Origin of the sequence: Planktotalea arctica (assembly GCF_002105285.1) — a bacterium.
Taxonomy (GTDB): domain Bacteria; phylum Pseudomonadota; class Alphaproteobacteria; order Rhodobacterales; family Rhodobacteraceae; genus Planktotalea; species Planktotalea arctica.
This window is the reverse complement of record NZ_MUHR01000020.1, coordinates 34616-55189: the sequence shown is the minus strand read 5'-3', so window position 1 is coordinate 55189 and position 20574 is coordinate 34616. Positions and strand designations below refer to the sequence as shown.

The 20574-nt window shown below is 57.0% G+C and carries 21 protein-coding genes; 10 read left to right on the top strand and 11 right to left on the bottom strand.

Annotated features, from left to right (window positions below; genetic code table 11):
* Window positions 1-48: 48 nt before the first annotated feature.
* Together B9P63_RS16165 and rpsO are read left to right on the top strand one after the other, a co-directional pair.
* Window positions 49-1029 carry a calcium-binding protein gene (locus B9P63_RS16165; RefSeq protein WP_085310694.1) on the top strand — a complete coding sequence of 327 codons (981 nt, stop codon included), beginning with the start codon at window positions 49-51 and terminating at the stop codon, window positions 1027-1029.
* Window positions 1030-1176: 147 nt separating this feature from the next.
* Window positions 1177-1446 carry a 30S ribosomal protein S15 gene (gene rpsO, locus B9P63_RS16160; protein WP_085310692.1) on the top strand — a complete coding sequence of 90 codons (270 nt, stop codon included), beginning with the start codon at window positions 1177-1179 and terminating at the stop codon, window positions 1444-1446.
* A 71-nt stretch (window positions 1447-1517) separates the two neighbouring features.
* Here rpsO and B9P63_RS16155 read toward each other — a convergent pair whose 3' ends face one another.
* A complete protein-coding gene (locus tag B9P63_RS16155) occupies window positions 1518-2582 on the bottom strand; it encodes a sodium-dependent bicarbonate transport family permease (RefSeq protein WP_085310815.1) in 1065 nt (354 codons plus the stop codon).
* Window positions 2583-2685: 103 nt separating this feature from the next.
* Between B9P63_RS16155 and B9P63_RS16150 the strand changes: the two genes are divergently transcribed.
* Complete coding sequence (locus B9P63_RS16150; RefSeq protein WP_085310690.1) at window positions 2686-3543, top strand: LysR family transcriptional regulator; 858 nt, start codon at window positions 2686-2688, stop codon at window positions 3541-3543.
* Window positions 3544-3552: 9 nt separating this feature from the next.
* On the opposite strand, the gene B9P63_RS16145 is transcribed toward B9P63_RS16150, so the two are convergent.
* Window positions 3553-3981, bottom strand: a complete 429-nt coding sequence (locus B9P63_RS16145) for an RrF2 family transcriptional regulator (RefSeq protein WP_085310688.1) — start codon at window positions 3979-3981, stop codon at window positions 3553-3555.
* Between the two features lie 81 nt (window positions 3982-4062).
* Between B9P63_RS16145 and B9P63_RS19285 the strand changes: the two genes are divergently transcribed.
* From B9P63_RS19285 to aqpZ, 4 genes are all read left to right on the top strand, one after another.
* Window positions 4063-4218 carry a hypothetical protein gene (locus B9P63_RS19285; protein WP_176219183.1) on the top strand — a complete coding sequence of 52 codons (156 nt, stop codon included), beginning with the start codon at window positions 4063-4065 and terminating at the stop codon, window positions 4216-4218.
* Window positions 4219-4617 (top strand): group III truncated hemoglobin, encoded by a 399-nt coding sequence (locus tag B9P63_RS16140; RefSeq protein ID WP_085310686.1) that lies wholly within the window; start codon window positions 4219-4221, stop codon window positions 4615-4617. It begins immediately after the preceding gene.
* A gap of 173 nt (window positions 4618-4790) precedes the next feature.
* A complete protein-coding gene (pnp, locus tag B9P63_RS16135) occupies window positions 4791-6932 on the top strand; it encodes a polyribonucleotide nucleotidyltransferase (RefSeq protein ID WP_085310684.1) in 2142 nt (713 codons plus the stop codon).
* A 223-nt stretch (window positions 6933-7155) separates the two neighbouring features.
* Window positions 7156-7836, top strand: a complete 681-nt coding sequence (gene aqpZ / locus B9P63_RS16130; protein ID WP_085310682.1) for an aquaporin Z — start codon at window positions 7156-7158, stop codon at window positions 7834-7836.
* 212 nt (window positions 7837-8048) lie between these two features.
* On the opposite strand, the gene B9P63_RS16125 is transcribed toward aqpZ, so the two are convergent.
* Complete coding sequence (locus tag B9P63_RS16125; protein ID WP_085310813.1) at window positions 8049-8702, bottom strand: peroxiredoxin; 654 nt, start codon at window positions 8700-8702, stop codon at window positions 8049-8051.
* Window positions 8703-8869: 167 nt separating this feature from the next.
* On the opposite strand from B9P63_RS16125, the gene B9P63_RS16120 reads away from it, so the two are divergent.
* A complete protein-coding gene (locus B9P63_RS16120; RefSeq protein ID WP_085310680.1) occupies window positions 8870-10297 on the top strand; it encodes an aldehyde dehydrogenase family protein in 1428 nt (475 codons plus the stop codon).
* Window positions 10298-10362: 65 nt separating this feature from the next.
* Here B9P63_RS16120 and B9P63_RS16115 read toward each other — a convergent pair whose 3' ends face one another.
* Window positions 10363-11013: an RluA family pseudouridine synthase gene (locus B9P63_RS16115; protein ID WP_085310678.1), complete on the bottom strand. Its 651-nt coding sequence runs from the start codon at window positions 11011-11013 to the stop codon at window positions 10363-10365.
* 97 nt (window positions 11014-11110) lie between these two features.
* Between B9P63_RS16115 and B9P63_RS16110 the strand changes: the two genes are divergently transcribed.
* Window positions 11111-11521: a nuclear transport factor 2 family protein gene (locus B9P63_RS16110; protein WP_085310676.1), complete on the top strand. Its 411-nt coding sequence runs from the start codon at window positions 11111-11113 to the stop codon at window positions 11519-11521.
* On the opposite strand, the gene rarD is transcribed toward B9P63_RS16110, so the two are convergent.
* The 7 genes from rarD to B9P63_RS16075 all read right to left on the bottom strand — a co-directional run bounded on the left by rarD (window position 11518) and on the right by B9P63_RS16075 (window position 20139).
* Window positions 11518-12411: an EamA family transporter RarD gene (rarD, locus tag B9P63_RS16105; protein ID WP_085310674.1), complete on the bottom strand. Its 894-nt coding sequence runs from the start codon at window positions 12409-12411 to the stop codon at window positions 11518-11520. The two genes, B9P63_RS16110 and rarD, sit on opposite strands and share 4 nt — an antisense overlap.
* 132 nt (window positions 12412-12543) lie before the next feature.
* On the bottom strand, window positions 12544-14988 hold the full coding sequence (locus tag B9P63_RS16100; protein WP_095533058.1) for a GcvT family protein: 2445 nt from the start codon (window positions 14986-14988) through the stop codon (window positions 12544-12546).
* Between the two features lie 10 nt (window positions 14989-14998).
* Window positions 14999-15895, bottom strand: coding sequence for a homocysteine S-methyltransferase family protein (locus B9P63_RS16095; RefSeq protein ID WP_085310670.1), 897 nt, complete (start codon window positions 15893-15895; stop codon window positions 14999-15001).
* Complete coding sequence (locus tag B9P63_RS16090; RefSeq protein WP_085310668.1) at window positions 15892-18342, bottom strand: GcvT family protein; 2451 nt, start codon at window positions 18340-18342, stop codon at window positions 15892-15894. Before B9P63_RS16090 ends, B9P63_RS16095 begins: the two co-directional genes overlap by 4 nt.
* Window positions 18343-18375: 33 nt before the next feature.
* The gene (locus tag B9P63_RS16085) at window positions 18376-18996 is read right to left on the bottom strand and encodes a LysE family translocator (RefSeq protein WP_085310666.1); all 621 of its coding nucleotides are present in this window, start codon (window positions 18994-18996) and stop codon (window positions 18376-18378) included.
* 10 nt (window positions 18997-19006) lie between these two features.
* Window positions 19007-19579, bottom strand: coding sequence for a helix-turn-helix domain-containing protein (locus B9P63_RS16080; protein WP_085310664.1), 573 nt, complete (start codon window positions 19577-19579; stop codon window positions 19007-19009).
* A gap of 98 nt (window positions 19580-19677) precedes the next feature.
* Window positions 19678-20139 (bottom strand): GAF domain-containing protein, encoded by a 462-nt coding sequence (locus tag B9P63_RS16075; RefSeq protein ID WP_085310662.1) that lies wholly within the window; start codon window positions 20137-20139, stop codon window positions 19678-19680.
* A gap of 70 nt (window positions 20140-20209) precedes the next feature.
* Between B9P63_RS16075 and B9P63_RS16070 the strand changes: the two genes are divergently transcribed.
* On the top strand, window positions 20210-20557 hold the full coding sequence (locus tag B9P63_RS16070) for an STAS domain-containing protein (RefSeq protein WP_085310811.1): 348 nt from the start codon (window positions 20210-20212) through the stop codon (window positions 20555-20557).
* Window positions 20558-20574: the final 17 nt, after the last annotated feature.

Sequence of the window (20574 nt, the reverse complement as noted above, 5' to 3'; positions counted from 1 at the left end):
ACAAGTGAAGCTGCGAGACCTCGATCTTGATTGGATTAGGGGTGCGTGATGCTAATTTTAGCAGGACTTTTGAGCATGATGGCGCTTGGCTCTATTATGATGATCGAAACCGATGCCAGCGACGAGCCCGACGAGCCGGAATTCCCCGAGACGGATGAAGATCTGGGGGCAAACGTGGCGCAGCTTGGCGATACATTGAACGATCTGCTCTCGTTCATCGACGAAGAGGGCGAGACACAAACCATTCCCAACGAAACGACGCAGGGCGATGATTTGCTCATCGGCAGCAATGAGGCCGATACGATTTCGGGTGCCGGGGGTGACGACAATGTAATGGCCGGCGGCGGCGGTGATACGGTCGACGGCGTGCGCGGCGACGATGTGCTGCACGGAAACGGCGGCGACGATCTGTTGATCGGTGGATCGGGGTTCGATGCCCTGTTCGGCGATCAGGGCGATGACGAATTGCTGGGCGGCGCGGGCGACGATACGTTGATCGGCAACATGGGCTCGGATCAGATTCACGGCGGTGCGGGCAATGATAGCCTGTCTGCTGGCGAAGGCGATGACGCACTTTGGGGCGGTCGCGGAGACGATACGCTGATCGCAAGCTCTGGCGACGATACGCTGGACGGCGGTGCAGGCAGTGACGTGCTTTTTGCAGGAACCGGAAATGATGTCCTGAACGGGCAAGAGGCCGGAGAGGCACAAACAGATTTTCTAAACGGCAGCGACGGCGACGACACGATCTATGCAGGCGCGGGCGACGAAGTGTCAGGCGGACGCGGTGCGGATACCACGGTGCTGGAAAGCGATTTGCCCGAACATGTGCAAATCTGGGACTTCGAGAGCGGGCAAGACACGCTTGTCGTGCTGTATGACGAAGGGGGAGTTGCGCCCGAAATCAGCATATCCGCTAGCGCCGAGGTGCAGGATCAATGGCTGGTTCTGGCCAACGGCGAAGCGGTCGCCCAAGTCTCGGGGGATGCGCCACGCCTGTCCGATATCTCGCGGATGGAGCGCACGTAGAGGTTTCGCCGCTTTTTCCCTTTCTTTTCCCCCAATTCTGACCTAGACGCGGCCATCCCTGCCAAGTGTGGGGTCGATTCTCCACGGGCCTTGCTGGACGACATCCCGGCCTGCGCCATCAACCCTTAACTCTCAAAGGAGACCCCGATGTCGATTACGCCCGAAGAAAAAGCACGCATCATGAAAGAATTCGCCACCAAAGAAGGCGATACAGGATCTGCTGAAGTACAAGTCGCTATTCTGTCCTCGCGCATCGCGACGCTGACAGAGCACTTCAAGACACACAAGAAAGACAACCATGGTCGCCGTGGTCTGCTGAAAATGGTCGCTTTGCGCCGGAAACTGCTGGACTACGCACGTGGCAAGGACGAAGCACGCTACCAGGACCTGATCAAACGTCTGGGTCTGCGCCGCTAATCGCATCCGATCTGACTTACGGAAAAAGGGGCCTCAACAGGCCCCTTTTTTATGCGCAATCTTCGCGACCCCTAGAAACCGATAAACCGGTCCGCCAGCGCCATGAACAATGGGATCGAAAGGATCGCGACCGGCGTTCCAAGTCCTGTGGATGTGCCGACGTAGGCAGATGGGTTCGCTTCCGGCAAAGCGCCGCGCATCGTGGGGGGGCCCGAGATGTCCGAACTGCTGGCTGCCATCACCGAAAGCAGCACGACGCCGCCTGCGGAAAACCCTGTGACGTGGTGCACGATCAGGCCGACGCCAAAACCGAGCATGCCGTGAACCAGAGGCGCAGTCAGACCATAGAGGATGTAGGCATGAGCCACTTTGCGCATCTCGGCGAGCCGCGACCAGGCTTCCATGCCCATGATCAACATCAGGATTGACAGCAGCCCACGAAACAGCGGCTCGTAAAAGCTGGCGTAGACCGCATCAGGCCGCGCAAAAATGCCTAGCGCAAGGCCAAGAACGAGCGCAGAGATGGCCGGGCTGCGAAATGTGTCCGCGAGAATGCCCTTCACCATCGTCCAATCAACGCCACCTTGCATGCCCGCGCCTGAACCGCCGCCCATGGTCATCGTTCCACCGGACGCGGCGCTGAGGGCGGATTTCCTTTGGGCCTGCATCCGGGCCAGAACGATCGCCGTGACGAGAGCGGCAACGTCCATGAAGGGATAAAGCGCGCCGATAAAGCCCTCGTAGGCAATGCCTTCACCGTCCAGAACCGCCATGCTTGCCGCAAGCGTCGAGGCGGAGACCGCGCCGAAAAGCCCCGCAGTCGCCATGCCGTCCATGTGCGAGACGCCGCGCCATTTGCCCAAGGTGTTCATCCCGATCACGACGATCATGATCCCGACAAAGGCCGCACCCAATGCCGGCACCACAAGCTCGAGCAAATTCGCTTCGCGCACGGAAATGCCTGCGCCGATGCCGACTTTGAGCAGCAAAAGGATCACGATGAATTTGTAGACCGGCTCTGGCACTTCAAATTTGGAGCCGAGCGCTGCAAGCAGCATGCCCCCGATCAAAAATGCCAGTGTCGGCTTTTGTAGTTGTTCCAACATCGTGGAAAGTATGTCCAGCATCAGGTCCATGGCGCGCATCCTTGTGGCGAGGTGTTTGGAGCAGACCTAGCGTCGCGCAAAGCATTATAAAAATATATCTTTGCTAACAGATCGTTCTGTTTTATAGATTTATATGCTAAATTATCATCACCTGCGTTATTTCCGTGAAGTCGCTCACGAGGGAAACCTGACCCGCGCGGCAGAGCGCATGAACGTCTCGCAATCGGCGCTGTCCACGCAGATCAAACAGCTTGAAGAGCGCCTTGGCCATCCTCTGTTCGAGAGGGTCGGGCGGCGGCTTGAACTCACCGAGATCGGCCGCATCACGCTTGATCATGCGGATCGCATATTCGCGACAGGGCAGGAACTTGTGGCAACGCTGGATCGCAGCGCGCAAAGCGTGCCGCCCCTGCGCGTCGGCGCGTTGTCAACCTTGTCGCGTAACTTTCAAATCCGTTTTCTCGCGCCTGTTTTAGGGCGTAAGGACGTGGATTTGACCCTGCGCTCGGGCAATGAGGACGTCCTGCTGGCAGCGCTCAAATCCTTGAACCTCGACGTGGTTCTCGCGACAGAGCCGCCCAGAAATGCCGCAGGCGCGGATTTCGTGGCGCATAAGCTGGATGAACAAGCGGTCGGCATTCACGGAAAATCTGAGCGTTTGAACCACCCCACGCTCCGGGGTTTACTCGTGAAAGAGGCCTTTATCGTGCCAACAGAATCAAGCATTCGCGCCGGGTTCGTCGGGCTTGCCGAAGGCCTTGGCGTCACCCCGCGCATTGTGGCCGATGTGGACGACATGGCGATGGTACGTCTCTTGGCACGCGAAGGCGCCGGACTTGCCGTGGTGCCCTCCGTCGTCGTTGCCGATGAATTGCGCGCAAACCGATTGGCGAGCGCGCCCTTCGCGCTTGATATCATGGAGCGGTTTTATGCGATCACGATACGGCGCAGTTTTCCCCACCCCCTGTTGGAAACGCTTTTGAAGGCATGACCTCTTTCGCTAGATCGCCAAAAGATCTTTCAAAGCGGATTTGGAGCGCGCCACATCCGCGAGCGAATAGCCATCGAGCACGGCAAAGAACGCCTCTTGCGCATCAAGCAAGGGCGCGCGCAAACCGCAGGCAGGCAAGATCGCACAGGAGGTATTGGCGCTGAAACATTCCACCACCGGCTGCCCCTTTTTCAATATGCGCAACACGCCGCCAACGCTGATATCACTGGCAGGCTGCGCCAAAGTCAGCCCGCCCCCGCGCCCCCGCTCGGAGCGCACAAAGCCCGATTTGACAAGCTGTGTCGCGATCTTGGAGAGGTGATTGTCGGAAATTCCATACATCTGCGCAATGCTGGACGCCGCTAGTTTTGCCGGGGCATGGGCGGCCAAAGCGATCAAGATGCGCAAAGCGTAGTCCGAGAATTTATCAAGCTGCATGCGACATAAATAGCATTTGCAATGCGTATTTAAAATCCCTATTTATTACGCATCTGAAATACGAATTTAAGGAGTGACCTAATGGGAATCGCCGATATGGTCCTTTGGCCAGGTACGAAAGTCTGCGAAAAGCTCGGAATTGATCCCACCTCCGACGCCGGGTTGATCCGCTGGATGATCAACACGTTGATCTATCTGGTGCTTGCGCTGATCCTTGTCTGGGTCATCGTCGTCTAAATGCTTGCGCGTTTTGCGATCGAGGCCGAAGAGATCGAGCAGGTCACGCGCGCCTTTTATGCGAAGGTGCGCGCGCATCCGGTGCTGGGCCCCGTGTTCGCCGCGCATGTCGAAGATTGGCACAGTCACGAGGCCAAGATCGCCGGATTTTGGCGCAACGCAATTCTGCTGGAGCGGAGTTATTCGGGCAATCCGATGCAGGTCCACAAGGCCGCTGGCAATGTGCGGGCTGAACATTTCCCCGAATGGCTTGCTCTCTTCGACGAAACCCTTGCCGAACACCTGCTGCCGGACGTCGCGAGCGCGTGGTCTGCGTTGGCCCATCGCATCGGGCGCGGACTTGCCCTTGGATTAATCCCCGTTGCCAAAGCGGGCGGCCCGCCCCCCAGGTTCATCTGACGCACAGCGCAAACCCCTTCCCAAACGCCCCGTTTTCCTATATGGGCGCGCTATCTGAGACGTGACGCTTTGGCCTTGGCGCATGACATGATGAAAAGGGCCGGTGGCAATGGGGCCACTAATTGAACGGAAGACCCGGAGCGCCGGGAGTGCTTCCAACTAGGAAACGATACATGTTTAACGTGACAACGAAAACGATCGAGTGGGGCGATGAGACCCTCACTCTGGAGACGGGCAAGATCGCGCGTCAGGCTGATGGCTGTGTCATCGCCACATTGGGTGAAACGTCGGTCATGGCCGCTGTGACTTTTGCGAAAAAGCAAAAGCCCGGTCAGGATTTCTTTCCGCTGACAGTTCACTACCAAGAGAAATACTATGCAGCCGGTAAAGTCCCCGGTGGCTTCTTCAAGCGCGAAGCGCGTCCGACTGAAAAAGAAACGCTGACAGCACGCCTGATCGACCGTCCGATCCGCCCGCTGTTCGTTCCCGGCTTCAAGAACGAAGTTCTGGTGATGTGTACAGTTCTGTCGCACGACCTTGAAAATGACCCCGACATCGTCGCGATGATCGCGGCCTCTGCGGCGCTGACAATCTCCGGCGCACCGTTCATGGGCCCTATCGCCTGTGCCCGCGTCGGTTTTGTCGATGGCGAATACACGCTGAACCCCTCTGTCGATGACATGCAGGACCTGCGTTTGAACCCTGAACAGCGCCTCGATCTGGTCGTCGCCGGCACCAAAGACGCCGTGATGATGGTCGAATCCGAAGCATATGAGCTGTCCGAAGCTGAAATGCTGGGTGCCGTGAACTTTGCGCATCAGCAGTTCCAGCCGGTGATCGATATGATCATCGATCTAGCCGAATCTGCCGCAAAAGAGCCGTTCGATTATCAGCCTGTCGATTACTCCGACCTCTCCGCCGCTGTGAAAGCCGCTGGCGAGACAGAGATGCGCGCAGCGTTTGCGATCACAGACAAGCAAGAGCGCACAACAGCGGTTTCCGCCGCTCGTGCAACGATCCAGGCCGCGCTTACCGAAGAGCAGCTTGCCGATGCCAACCTTGGCTCTGCCATGAAGGGCCTCGAAGCGGGCATTCTGCGCGGCGACGTCGTTAAGACGGGCAAGCGTATCGATGGCCGCGACACGACGACGATCCGTCCGATCGTTTCCGAGACAGGCATCCTGCCACGTACACACGGCTCTGCCCTGTTTACACGCGGCGAGACGCAAGGCTTGGTCGTAACGACATTGGGCACCGGAGACGACGAGCAGTTCATCGACGCGCTGCACGGCAACTTCAAATCCAACTTCTTGCTGCACTATAACTTCCCTCCCTATTCGGTTGGTGAAGCTGGTCGCGTGGGCCCTCCCGGCCGCCGCGAAATCGGTCATGGTAAACTGGCTTGGCGCGCGCTTCAGGCGGTTCTGCCAGCAGCGACTGATTTCCCATACACCGTTCGCGTTGTGTCCGAGATCACTGAATCCAACGGCTCGTCTTCCATGGCGTCCGTTTGTGGTGGCTCCCTGTCGATGATGGACGCGGGCGTTCCGCTCAAGTCTGCTGTTGCCGGTGTTGCGATGGGCCTCATCATGGAAGAAGACGGTTCTTACGCAATCCTGTCCGACATCCTTGGCGATGAAGATCACCTTGGCGACATGGACTTCAAAGTGGCGGGAACCGAGAACGGTATCACGTCCTTGCAGATGGACATCAAGATTGCGGGCATCACGCCTGACATCATGGAAAAAGCTCTGGCACAAGCCAAAGACGGCCGTTTGCATATCCTCGGCGAGATGGGCAAAGCCATCTCTGGCGCGCAGGAATTCTCGGTACACGCTCCACGTATCGAAACCATGCAGATTCCAACGGACAAAATCCGTGAAGTCATCGGTTCTGGCGGTAAAGTGATCCGCGAGATCGTTGAAGTCTCCGGCGCGAAAGTGGACATCAACGACGAAGGCATCATCAAGATCGCTTCGCCAAACGGCGAGTCGATCAAAAAAGCCTACGACATGATCTGGTCGATCGTTGCCGAGCCTGAAGAGGGCAAAGTGTACGACGGTAAGGTTGTGAAAATCGTAGACTTCGGTGCCTTCGTGAACTTCTTCGGCAAGCGCGATGGTCTGGTGCACGTGTCCCAGATTGAGAACCGTCGCCTGAACCACCCGTCTGACGTCCTCAAAGAAGGTCAGGACGTTAAGGTCAAGCTGCTTGGCTTTGATGATCGCGGCAAGGTGCGCCTGTCCATGAAAGTTGTCGATCAAGCGACTGGCGAAGAAGTATCGCCAGAGGCGGCAGAAAAGTCCGACGACTAAACTTTACTGATCTGAACGATCAAAGCCCCGGTGGAAACGCCGGGGCTTTTTTGTTCTCACCATTGCTCAAAATCATCAAGGCCGACGACTAAAGAGAAAAGTACCTTCCTTTTTGAATGAAGTGCCACGTCCTCATCTGGTCATTTCCCCTCGTCTTTTCCCCGTTCCATCCCCCCATGTCTCGCTAAAGATGACCCTACAAATATAAACGTAAGGACATCTCATGAAAAAACCATTGGCCGAATTCATCGGCACATTCACGCTCGTGCTTTTGGGCTGCGGAGCCGCCGTGATCGCAGGGAGCACGATCGGCTTTACCGGCATCAGCTTTGCCTTCGGTCTCGCGCTAATCGGCATGGCGTATGGCATCGGCTCCGTGTCAGGCTGCCACATCAACCCTGCGGTCACACTTGGCGTTGTCGCTTCGGGCCGCATGAGCATCACAGATGCGATCCCATATATTATCGCACAGGTTGCTGGCGGCACCGTCGGTGCGCTGGTCTTGATGATCATCGCAACAGGCAAAGCGGACTACACAGTCGCGGCAAACGGACTTGGCCAGAATGGCTGGGGTGCGGGGTATTTGGGTGAATACACCATGGCGGCTGCGTTCATGTTCGAGGTTGTAGCAACCTTCCTGTTCCTCGTCGTGATACTTGGTGCGACGGGCGCTGGTGCACCATCCGCAATGGCAGGCCTTGCGATCGGTTTGACGCTGGTGGTGATCCACCTCGTCGGGATCAGCATCACGGGCGTGTCGGTTAATCCTGCACGCTCCATCGGACCGGCATTGTTCGTGGGCGGCCCGGCGCTTGCGCAGCTTTGGCTGTTCATCGTAGCGCCGATCATTGGTGCACTCGCGGCAGGTTTCTTGTTTAAGTCAGGTCTGCTCGATGCGGAGTAAGGAATACCATACGGGGCAAAGCGCACGGCTTTTCCCCGTTATTCTTTCTGCAATCAAAGGCACTTAAAGACCTGTAAGAACGGCGCTATCACTCACGGAAAGTGCCTAGACCCTCGCCATTTTTTCCCTCTTGGCGAGGGTCGCTATCTACCAGATGCGATATAAAAAGGGCCCAGAGATTGCCAAACCCTTCTTTATTTTCCGCAGAGCAATCAAGCCTTTAGCTTGGCCTTGCGCAAGTACGGAAAGACCTTGTCGATGCTACCGTATTTTGCAATCGCATCTTCATCGCTGACCGAGGTCGGCACAATCACATCATCGCCCACAGTCCAGTTAGCAGGCATTGCAACGTTCTCACGCTCCGCCGTTTGCAAACCATCAAGCGCGCGCAGCACTTCGGCAAAGTTGCGGCCCACGTTCATCGGATAAATCATCGCCAGCTTCACTTTCTTGTCCGGCGAAATAATGAACACGGCGCGCACAGTGGCGCTATCCGCAGGCGTGCGCCCGTCGGGCAGATAGGCATCCGCAGGCAACATATCAAAGGCTTTGGACACGGCCAGACCTTCGTCCGCAATGATCGGAAAGCCCGCCTTTGCGCTCGCATAGCTTTCGATATCGCTCTTCCATTTCTTATGCTCTTCCACACCGTCCACGGACAGGCCGATCACTTTGGTGTTGCGTGCAGCCCATTCATCAGACAACTGCGCGACAGCGCCAAATTCGGTCGTGCAGACTGGAGTGAAATCCTTCGGGTGCGAGAACAGGATCGCCCAGCTATCACCGATCCAATCGTGGAACTGGATGGTGCCGTGATCCGTTTCAGCGGTAAAATTTGGAACGATGTCGTTAATGCGTAGACCCATGATAGTCTCCTTTTTCATTCAGTAAGTTGAATATGACCTATCGTTATCTATTACGACCAGTAGCATGTTTCACCCCCTCCCTTGCACGATTTGAACAGGGGTGACAGAGTGCCGCTGATTTGCCAGGGCACCCCCCTCGCATACAGAAATTCTATGGGAGACCAACCATGCTTGAACATCGTCAATTCTACATCAACGGCGCGTGGGTGAACCCCGCCAAAGCGCATGATTTTGACGTCATCGACCCCTCTACAGAAGAGAAATGCGCCGTCATTTCGCTGGGTGGTCAGGCCGATACAGACGCAGCCGTCGCCGCCGCGAAAGGCGCGTTCGATAGCTGGTCGCAGACCTCCAAGGAAGAGCGCCTCGCGCTGCTGGAAAAACTGCTCGACGTGTATAACGCGCGCCAGGAAGAAATGGCTGTCGCGATGTCCATGGAAATGGGCGCGCCAATTTCCATGAGCCGCACCAACCAAGTCGGCGCAGGAAGCTGGCATTTGGAGGGTTTCATCAAAGCCTTCCGCGCGTTCGAATTCGAGAGCGATTTCACCGCAACCGAGAAAACCCTAAAAGAACCGATCGGCGTCGTCGCCTGCATCACGCCTTGGAACTGGCCGATGAACCAGATCGTTCTGAAGGCAGTTCCTGCGATCGCGACAGGCTGCACCGTGGTTTTGAAGCCATCAGAAATTGCGCCGCTGTCAGGTGCACTTTTCGCCGAGTTCATGCACGAAGCAGGCTTTCCTGCGGGCGTGTTCAACATGCTAAACGGCGATGGCGTCGGTGTTGGCTCACAGCTCTCGGTGCACCCCGACGTGGACATGGTCAGCTTTACCGGATCGTCGCGCGCAGGCATCCTGATCTCCAAGGCTGCGGCAGATACACTTAAGCGCGTCAGCCTCGAGCTGGGCGGTAAAGGCGCAAACATCATCTTTGCAGACGCGGGCGAAAAGGCCATGAAATATGGTGCAGATCGCTGTTTCCGCAATTCTGGCCAATCCTGCAATGCGCCAACGCGTATGCTGGTCGAGCGCTCGGTCTATGATCAGGCCGTCACGATCGCGGCGGATGTCGCTACCAAAACGCACGTTGGCCCAGCGTCCGAAGAAGGCAAGCACATCGGCCCTGTGGTGTCCAAAGCGCAGTTCGAAAAGATCCAAGGCTTGATCGAAGTGGGCATGGGCGAAGCGCGCCTTGTTGCAGGTGGCCTTGGTCGCCCTGATGGTCTGAACCGTGGATATTATGTCAAACCGACGGTTTTCGCCGACGTCACCAACGATATGCGCATCGCGCAGGAAGAAATCTTTGGCCCCGTCCTTTCGATCATTCCCTTCGATAGCGAGGAAGAGGCGATCGCAATCGCCAACGACACGCCCTACGGTTTGACCAACTACATCCAGACACCTGATGACGATAAGCGTCGCCGCGTTGCGCGCCGTGTGCGCTCGGGCATGGTGGAAACCAACGCGCAGGGCTTTGCGCAGGGCTCGCCCTTTGGTGGCTACAAGCAATCCGGCAATGGACGTGAAGGCGGCACATATGGCCTTGAAGAATTCCTGGAAGTGAAGGCCGTGTCCGGCTGGAGCAGCAAGTAAACCAGTTGATAGATGACGAGCGAAAGCGCCGGAGGCCTGCCTTCGGCGCTTTTTCTATGTCTGCTCTAGAATGGTGCTTTTGCACGAAACTTATGCGTCGCCCCGCCATCAGGATGCTTCACGCGTAGCTCTTCGGAATGCAGCATCATGCGCGGGTAATCTGTCAAATCTGCGCCTTTCGCATAAAACGGATCACCCAGAATCGGATGCCCCAGCGCCAGCATATGAACGCGCAATTGATGTGAGCGGCCCGTCTTTGGTGTCAGCTTCACCCGCGTTTCACCCTCGCCATAGCGCGCCACGCGCCAATCGGTTTGGGCGGCCTTACCTCGCTCATGGCAGACCATTTGCAAGGGCCGGTTTTCCCAATCTACGATCAAGGGTAGATCGACCGTACCTGTCTTCGGTTCCAAACACCCCTGCACGCGCGCTACATAGGTTTTCTGCGTCATCCGCTTTTCGAATTGCAGGCCCAGGTGCCGCTGCGCATGGCGGGTCAGCGCGAACACCATGACCCCAGATGTGTCGCGGTCCAAACGATGCACCAATAGCCCTTGGGGAAACACCGCCTGAACCCGTGTCAGCAGGCAATCGGCCAAATGTTCCCCTTTGCCCGGCACAGACAGAAGCCCGGCAGGTTTGTTCACGATCAACAATTGATGATCATCATGCAGGATATCCAGAGGATCCTGCGGCGGGGTGTATTCAGAGCTCATGCGCTCTCGTCACAGATGCGGCGCGGCTTTTCAACCCAAGGTCACGCTTTGTGCCAAGGCAATTGCGCTTTAACCTTTCTCGCAAAGGAGACATGAGATGCACCCGACAATCACGCAAATGCAAAAAGTCGTCGCCAAAGGGGACGCGGCTGCGATTGCACCGCTGCTGGCCGAACAGGTCAAATTCTTGCCGCCGACTTATTTTGCCACATGGACAGGACGCGTAGCCGTGGCGGCAGTACTTGGTCACGTGGGACAAGTGTTCAGTGATTTCAAATATCGACGCGTCATGGGAAGCGGCACCAATTGGGCGCTCGAGTTTCAATGCAAGATTGGGGATCTCGATGCGGTCGGCGTCGATCTTATCACTTTGGACGCGAATGGTTTGATCGCGCATTTCGAAGTTGCGATGCGCCCTCACAAAAGCATCAGAGCCCTGCGCGATGCGATGAACGTACGCGTCGCCGCCGATCCTGCCTTCCTTCGGCACAAATCAGCGCTCAGTTAGACGCGGCGCATTTGCCGGATCATCGACGTGGTATAAACGATAAGCGCCAACCAGATCAGCGGAAAGGCAATGGCGCGTGCGCGCCCGAAAGGTTCGTCAAAGATGAACACAGCCAGCAAAAAGATCATCGTGGGTGCGATATATTGAAGAATGCCGATCGTCGAAAGCCTCAGTAATTTGGCACCATTTGCATAGATCATCAACGGGATCGCTGTCACGACACCGCAACCCAGAAAAAGCAAGGTATCGCGGCTCAGATCAAACTCGAAAAGCGAAGTGCCCTGCAGGCTCAAATACCCGACATAGCCCAGCGCGAAAGGTAGCAAGATCAGAACTTCCAGCAAGAACCCCTGATTTGGCCCGATCGGCAGCTGCTTTTTGCCCAGCGCGTAAAAGCCCCAGGTCAGCATCATCCCCAGCGCCGCCCAAGGCATCCCGCCACCATCTATCACCAATACGGCCACGGCAGACGCAGCCAAACCAATTGCTAAAAGTTGCGCGCGACTCAGCTTTTCACCCAACAGCAGCGCCCCAAGAGCGATGCTGAACAGCGGGTTCATATAATAGCCCAGCGCCGCTTCCAGCGCATTGCCAGAGGTAATCGCCCAGACGTAAATCCCCCAATTGAGCGAAACCAGCGCCGCTGTCACGCAGGCCATCCCCAACATCTTCGGATCGCGCAGCGCAGACATCAGATCCTTAGTGCGTCGCAACAAAAGGAGCACAACAACCGCAATCGGCACCGACCAGATGACACGATGCGCCACAACCTCCGCAGGCGAAATATGCGACAACAGCTTCATGTAAAGTGGCAGAAACCCCCACAGCACATAAGCGGTGATGGCAAAGGCAAGGCCTTGAGGCGTATCTACATTTGCGCGCTGCGTCATGACGCCAGCCCTAAACCCGAAACACCGTCATGCCAATGCGCAAACGTATCATCTTCTCTGGTCCGAAAATACCTCGGGGGTCGCGGGGGCTGGCCCCCGCGCATGTCGGATCGCATAGCGATTCGATTTTCCTCAAACTTTCACACGCTCCGATTTTGGGTCATAAAACGGCTTGGATGATACTTCCGCATGCACCCGCGTCCCTGCCACATCGATCTCGAAACGCGACCCAAGCACTTCGGCAAGGCTTTCGCCTTTGCACGGGACATAGCCCATTCCCAAAGCCGCGCCGATGTGGTGGCCATAGGCACCTGACGTCAGATAGCTCACAATCTCGCCGTCGCGCAAAACAGGTTCGGCGTGGTACAAAAGTGGCCCGGGATCACTTAACTTGAACTGCAAGAGCCGCATGTTCAAACCACTCTCTTGCTTGTCCAGGATCGCCTCGCGTCCGATATACTCCGCCTTGTCCTTCTTTACGGCAAAGCCAAGCCCCGCCTCCATCACGTGATCCTCTGACGTGATATCATGACCAAAATGGCGAAAGCCTTTTTCCATGCGGCACGTATCCATCATGTGCATCCCGCAGAGCTTAACGCCCATGTCCTGCCCCGCGCGGTGCAACGCTTCAAACACATGTCCGGCCATATCCGCGCTGGCGTAGATTTCCCAACCAAGCTCGCCCACATAAGTGACACGGTGCGCGCGGGCGAGGCCCATGCCGATCTCGATCTCCTGCGCCGTGCCAAATGGGTTCACCGCGTTGCCAAAATCATTCGGCGACACCGCTTGCATCAAATCACGCGCCTTCGGCCCCATCACTGCAAGCACGCCCTCGCCAGCGGTCACGTCGGTAATCACTACATTGAAGTCACCCACATGGCGCCGCATCCACGTCTCATCCGCAAGGCGCGTCGCCGCAGGCGTCACCACCAGATAGGCGGTTTCACTCAGCCGCGTCACAGTGACATCCGCCTCTATCCCACCGCGCTTGTTCAGAAACTGAGTATAAACAATCTTGCCCACAGGCACGGAATAATCACCGCCGCCGACGTAGTTCAAAAACGCTTCTGCATCGCGTCCCTCGACGCGGATTTTCCCGAAGGAAGACATGTCATACATGCCAACGCCCGTGCGCACGGCCATATGTTCGTCGCGCACATTGTCGAAGAAATTCTGACGCTGCCAGCTGTAGCGATATTCACGTTCCTGCCCATCGCGCGCAAACCAATTGGCGCGTTCCCATCCGGCAAGTTCGCCCATGACAGCACCTTGTTCCAAGAGCTGCGCATGAAACGGCGTTCGACGCACACCGCGCGCCGTCTTCTTTTGCAAATAGGGGAAATGATCTGCATAAAGCAGGCCCAAAGTTTCCTTTGAGCGCTCAAACAGATAGGTCTTGTTGCCCTGAAACGGCTGCATACGGGCAATATCCACATCACCCAGATCAAAAGGCTTAGCACCCTCGTCCATCCACTGCGCCAGCGCAGAGCCAGCGCCGCCAGCAGATTGAATACCGATAGAGTTAAAGCCACAGGCCACCCAGAAATTGTCCAATTCAGGCGCAAGGCCCAAGTGGTACGCATCATCGGGTGTAAAACTTTCAGGTCCGTTAAAGAACGTGTGAATTCCCGCCTCAGCCAGCATCGGCATGCGGTTCACGGCATTTTCTAGGATCGGCTCAAAGTGGTCGAAATCTTCGGGCAATTGATCGAATTCAAAGTCCTTGGGAATATCGAGCGTCCAAGGCTTCGAAACCGGTTCGAACGCACCCAAAAGCATCTTGCCCGCGTCTTCCTTGTAGTATGCACACTCGTCCGGCACGCGCAGCACAGGCATTTGCGTCAGGCCGGGGATAGCTTCGGTCACAATGTAAAAATGTTCGCAAGCATGCAGCGGGACGTTCACGCCCGCCATACGGCCAATGGAATGCCCCCACATGCCACCACAGTTCACCACATGCTCTGCTTCAATCGTGCCCGTCTCACCGTCTTTGCCCTGCCAACTGACACCCGTCACGCGGTGCCCGTCCTTGTGGATATCCGTGACCAGATACCCCTCCTTCACCAAAGCTCCATTCTGGCGGGCACCTTTGGCAAGCGCATGCGCGATATTGGCCGGATCGCCCTGACCATCGAGCGGCAAGTAAACACCGCCCTTAACGCCTTCGATGTTGAGGTGTTCGTATTTCGCCTTCACCTCGTCGGGAGAGATCGGCTCTGCCTCCACGCCGAAACTGCGCGCCATGGCTGCTTGACGATTGATTTCTTCGAGGCGCTCATCCGTTAAAGCTACCGTGATCGAACCACAGCGCTTGAACCCTGTTTCAACGCCGGTTTCAGCCGCAAGATTACCGTAAAGTTCCTGCGAATATTTCGCCAGTTTGGTCATGTTCTTGGTCGCACGAAGCTGGGCGATCAGGCCAGCAGCATGCCATGTGGTTCCGGAAGTGAGCTGTTTGCGCTCCAGCAGAACCACATCCTTCCAGCCAAGTTTGGCGAGGTGATAGGCGACAGAGCATCCGATAACGCCGCCGCCGATAATGACGACGCGGGCTTTTTCAGGAAGAGACATCAGGCAGGTTCCTTCAAACGATGGTGTGACCAGCAGCGCGCAGGCGCTTGGCGATTTCGGCGATATGGGCAGGGCCTACTTCACAGCAGCCCCCGACAATGGTGGCACCCTGAGCGATCCAACCCATGACATGACCGGCGTAAATCTCAGGTGTAAAGTCGCGGCGGGACTCTAGCGCATCGACGGTCGGGCGATCCTCCAGGAAAGCCTTGGTGATCTGCGTGAACCCGTTGGCGTAAGCACCATAGGGAAGGCCAGCCCTGGCCAATGCGCCCAGCGCCGCAGGAATACTTTCTGGGGCCGAGCAATTTGCAAGCAACGCCGCTGCGCCCATGTCAGCGGCGATCTGTACCGCCTGCACAAGCGGCTCGCCCGAACGCAGCTTCGCGCCATCTTCGTCATCGACAGAAAAGGCGCACCAGACAGGCAGGCCTGCGGCCTGTGCCCCCTCCATCACGCAGCGCGTATGCTCCAGCGAAACCACCGTTTCGCAAATGAGCAAATCGACTTGCTCTGCGAACAAAGCTGCCACCTCTGAATAGAGCGGCACCGCAATTTCGGCACTTGGATGCACATCTGGGCGATAACTCGCCCCGAGCGGTCCTAGACTGCCCGCGATCCGCCCCGACCCATGCGCTTCGCGTGCCGCTTTCGCCTCGTCCAGCGCCATGGCGTGTAGCGCATCGAATTGATCCTCTCGCTGCACTGGCGCAAGGCGGTCGCGGTGGATCGCGTAGCTGTTGAGCGTCGCGATACTCGCACCAGCGCCATAGAAATCGCGGTGCACCTCAGCAACCAGTCCGGGGCGATCAAGCATCACCTGCGTCGACCAAAGCGGCGTCGGGCGATCTCCGGCGCGGTGCACCAGTTCCTGCCCCATTCCGCCATCAAGCAAGGTTATCAAGCTCATGCGCGCAGCCTTTCGTTGGAAGGATCCCACATCGGCTCATCACGCTGCACGGTAACGCCGTAGCGCTTGCCGTAGATTTCCACCTCCAGCTTGGTGCCGGGCGCAAGCAAGTCCGCGCGCAGCATGCCCAGCGCGATGCACTTACCCGTGCGATAGCCCATGGCAGAGGAAGTGACCTCGCCCACGACCTCATCACCATGCCAGATCGTCGACATGTAGGGCGCGTCATATTCACCCGCATCGTCGATGGTGAGCGTGACAAAGCCTTTCTTGCGCCCCGCTTGCTTTTCAGTCAGCAGCGCCGCCTTGCCTGGAAAATCCTGTGATTTGTCGAATTTGATGAACCGCTCATGACCGCCCTCGAGCAGGGTGTAATCGGTGCTCAAATCGCCCTTCCACGCGCGATACCCCTTTTCGATCCGCATGGAGTTCAGCGCATACATCCCGAAAGGTTTTGCACCTGCGCCCACAACAGCCTCATAAAGCGCTGGAATATCGGCCACGGCAGCATGGATTTCCCAGCCAAGTTCTCCAGCGAAACTCACGCGGTTCAGCGCGCAATTGACGCCTGCCACCTGAGCCCCTTGATGCGTGAGCCAAGCAGAGGATAGATCAGCCTTTGTACCAAGACTAATAAGTAGTGAACGGGCCTTTGGCCCAGTCACGATAAGTGTGGAATATTCCACCGTGTGATCGCTCAGCGTTAGTCCTTCGGGCAGGTTTTTGCCCAGCACGTCAAAGTCATGCCACTGCGCCGTCGCAGCGGTGATCAGCGTGAAAAAGTCCTCGCCGTGACGCATCACCGACATTTCCGTCAGGATACGACCGCGACTGTCCGCGAAATAGGCAAGGTTCATGCGGCCAACTTTGGGCAAGGCCCCTGCGATCAAGCCACGCAGGTATTCCGCTGCGCCCTCGCCAGACAGATTGAAACGCGAGAAGCCGGGCAGATCAAGCACGCCGACCCCATCACGCACCGCCTCGACTTCCTCTTTGATGCGCTGCTCCCAAGGACCGCTGCGCGCCCAGGTTTGCGTCGCTTCCTCAGAGGTATCATCGCCGTCTTTGGCAAACCAATTGGCGCGCTCCCAACCGTTGTAAGCGCCCATCTGGCCGCCAAGTTCGCGAATTTTTCCATCGACCGCCGACAGCTTCCTGTCGCGCCCCGCAGGCCACTCATGATGCGGAAAGTGCATCGCGTATTCATGCCCGTAGGTTTCCAACGCCTTCGCAAGGCAGTGATCGTGGTCCGTGTAATCCGTGTAGCGGCGCGGGTCACAGGCCCACATATCGTCTTCGGTTTCGCCGTGCATGATCCATTCCGACAGCACCTTGCCCGCGCCGCCGCCCTGCGCGATGCCGAAGGTGAACGAATGCCCCTCGAACGCATTGGGGCAGCCCGGCATCGGGCCGATCATCGGCAAGCCATCAGGCGCATAGGGAATCGGGCCGTTGATGTTGCGCTCGATGCCGCCTTGACCCAGCAGCGGCACGCGCTCCATCGCGTCCTCGATCTGGAATTCGATTCGCTCTAAATCATCGGGGTAAAGCTGGAAGCTGAAGTCCTCGGGCATCGGATCATCGGGCGTGACCCAATGCGCCTTGCAGTTCCGCTCGTAGGGTCCAAGGTTCAGACCGTTTTTGTCCTGACGCAGGTAGTAGCTGATATCCACATCGCGCAGCAGTGGCACCTTGTGACCTTTTTCCTTGCTCCACGCCTCCAGTTCCGGCAACTGGCCTGTCAGAAAATACTGATGCGACATGACCACCATCGGCACCGTGCGCCCGCCGTGCGGCTTGAACATCTCGCCAACCCGCTGCGCATAATAGCCTGCGCAATTCACGACCTTTTCGCAGCGGATGTCGCCCTTTTCGGTCTTCACGATCCATTCGTCACCATCGCGGTCGATGCCAATCACGGGGCAGAAACGTTCGATTTTACCCCCTGCATCACGCGCGCCTTTGGCAAGGGCCTGTGTCAGTTGCGCCGGATCGATGTCCCCGTCCAAGGGATCCCAAAGACCGCCCGCCAAATCGTGCACCTCGCAAAAGGGGTGTTTTTCCTTGATGTCATCAAGGGACATGATGTCCATTTGCAGACCCTGATACCGGCCCATCCCCGCGACGCGCTCAAACTCCAGCATCCGCTCTTTGGAATGCGCAAGACGGATCGAGCCGGTGACATGGTAGTTCATCGGATAATCGACGTCCTTGCCAAGTGTGCGATACATCTTCGCACCGTAGCGCTGCATGTTCATCACCGCCCAGGAGCCCGCAAAGTTCGGAACATTTCCTGCAGCATGCCATGTTGACCCAGCCGTCAACTCGTTCTTCTCTAAAAGAACGCAGTCCTTCCAACCTGCTTTGGCCAAATGATAAAGCGTTGATGTGCCAACGACACCGCCGCCGATAATGACCACACGGGCCGTGCTTGGAAAATCAGACATAGTCGCTCCTTGGGTATCGAGTTTCGGCGCGCATCATACTGCGCGCCCCGAATTGGCGCTGCCAAGCAGAACGCCGTAAATGATAAAACAAAGCGCCATAGCGCGGCGAAACCAGACGTTGAACACCGCGCCAAGCGCCAAGCGCCCAAGGCCGGCACCAAGCGCCGTAAAACCGCAGTAGCTCAGCGCCGTCAGGAAGAGTGCGGTAGGCACGATGACACCCATTTGATCCCATGTGGGTACATCCGGCTGCACGAACTGCGTGAAAGCGGCAAGGTAGCCTGCCACGCTTTTCGGGTTGATCACCGCAATCGCCAATGCGCGCCTGTATATACTGCCTGTGCTTGGCTGCAGTGTCGGTACGGGCCTACCCGCATTTACCAAGCCCTTAATGCCGAGCCATACGAGCCAAGCTGCGCCAACATATTTCGCGATAATGAACGCCGTTTCCGACGCGGCAATCAGCGCCGTGACGCCCAACGCAGAAAGCAACAGAAACAGACTCGCTTGCGTTAGGATCGCCGCCACGCCCCAAAGACTACGTAAAAACCCGAACCGCATCCCGTTGGAGATGCAATTCACAGCATTCGGCCCCGGTGTGGTCACGAAGACCACCCAGAACAGCGCGAAAAGGCTCCATGCTTCGAAACTCATCTCTGCGTCCTTAATAAACCGGTGGAGCGATCACCCAGATCGCAACGGCAGAAATGTCATAGGGGTTCGCCCAGCGGTAGGACTTGCCCTTGATGCGAAAACTATCGCCCGCGTTCACGGTAAACGCATGGCCGTCGATCACCAGATCAAGCTGACCGGAAACGAGATACCCCACCTCCTGCGTCGGGCGCGTCACCGCCTCTTCCATCACCGCGCCTGGATCGAAAGTGGAATGCACCATTTCGAAATCATCGGTCAAATCGGGCGAGAGCAATTCCTCGATCAGCCCCGCCTCTTTCGATCCGATGGGGCGGCGCGCATGGGCGCGCACGATCATGCCGGTTTCCTCGGCAGGGCTTTGCGCCTGGCCGAACAGGATCGACACGGGCACTTCGAGAATTCTGGCGATGTCTTTCAGATCTTTCACAGAAGGTTCGGAGAGATCGCGCTCCACTTGCGAAAGCCAACCGACTGAACGCTCCAACGCCTCCGCCAAATCGCTCAGCGTCAGGGCGCGTGACTTGCGCAGCGCGCGTAAATCCGCCCCGAGACTTTTGGTTTTGGTCACGTCCGATTGAATCATCGCGCACAGGCTTTCGTGAAAAATATTCTTCGAATTTCACCAAATCGAAAAGTTGGTGAAAAATCAAAGGAAATTTTCACGGACATGCAAATATTCTGCTAGGCGACTTGGCGAAAAATCTCATTCAGCAGGTTAGTCAGTCGATCCGCATCCTCTTGGGTAAAAGCATCAGGGCGGTCGCTGTCGATATCGAGCACCCCAAGCAAACGACCCGCTGCGCTCACAACGGGAATCACCAATTCCGATCTTGTCGAACTGGCGCAAGCGATATGGCCCTCAAAGGCGTCAACATCAGGAACCAGTTGCACCGCCCTTTCACGCGCCGCCGCGCCGCAAACACCACGCGAAAACGGAATGACTAAGCAGCCATGACCGCCTTGGTAAGGGCCTATTTTCATAAGGTTAGGTTCGGTGACACGATAAAATCCAGTCCAATCGAAACGATCATCACAGTGGTGCACTTCGCAAACGAAGGTCGCCATCAACGCGATTTCATCGCTCTCGCCCTCGCACAGCGCGCGAAGCGTATTGCCCAGATCATCGTAGTTCACTTGCTTCATCGCGCTCACCGAATCGTAACCAATTGTCTTTAGAGGTGTCGTCAGATTTTACAAAACAGGCAAGATGCAGATGAATATGAGCAGTGAAATAGCCGAAGACCTTCAGATCATCAAAATTCTGGAAAAACGAATTGATGCAGCCGCTGCGATCCAGTTCAAGGACAGGGTGCGCGAGCTGACCGCAGAGCAGGTTACCCCCGTCGTTCTAGACCTTTCGGAAGTGGATTTCGTCGATTCCAGCGGGCTTGGCGCGATCGTGGCGACGATGAAATTCCTCGGCTCAGAGCGGCCTTTGCATTTGGCGGGGCTAACACCCATTGTGGCCAAGGTTTTTGCACTGACCCGAATGGAGCGGGTGTTCAAAATCTTCCAAAGCCCCGTGGATGCGGTCAAATCCTACGAGGCAAAACGTGCCTGACGGAGCGGTGCAAAAAC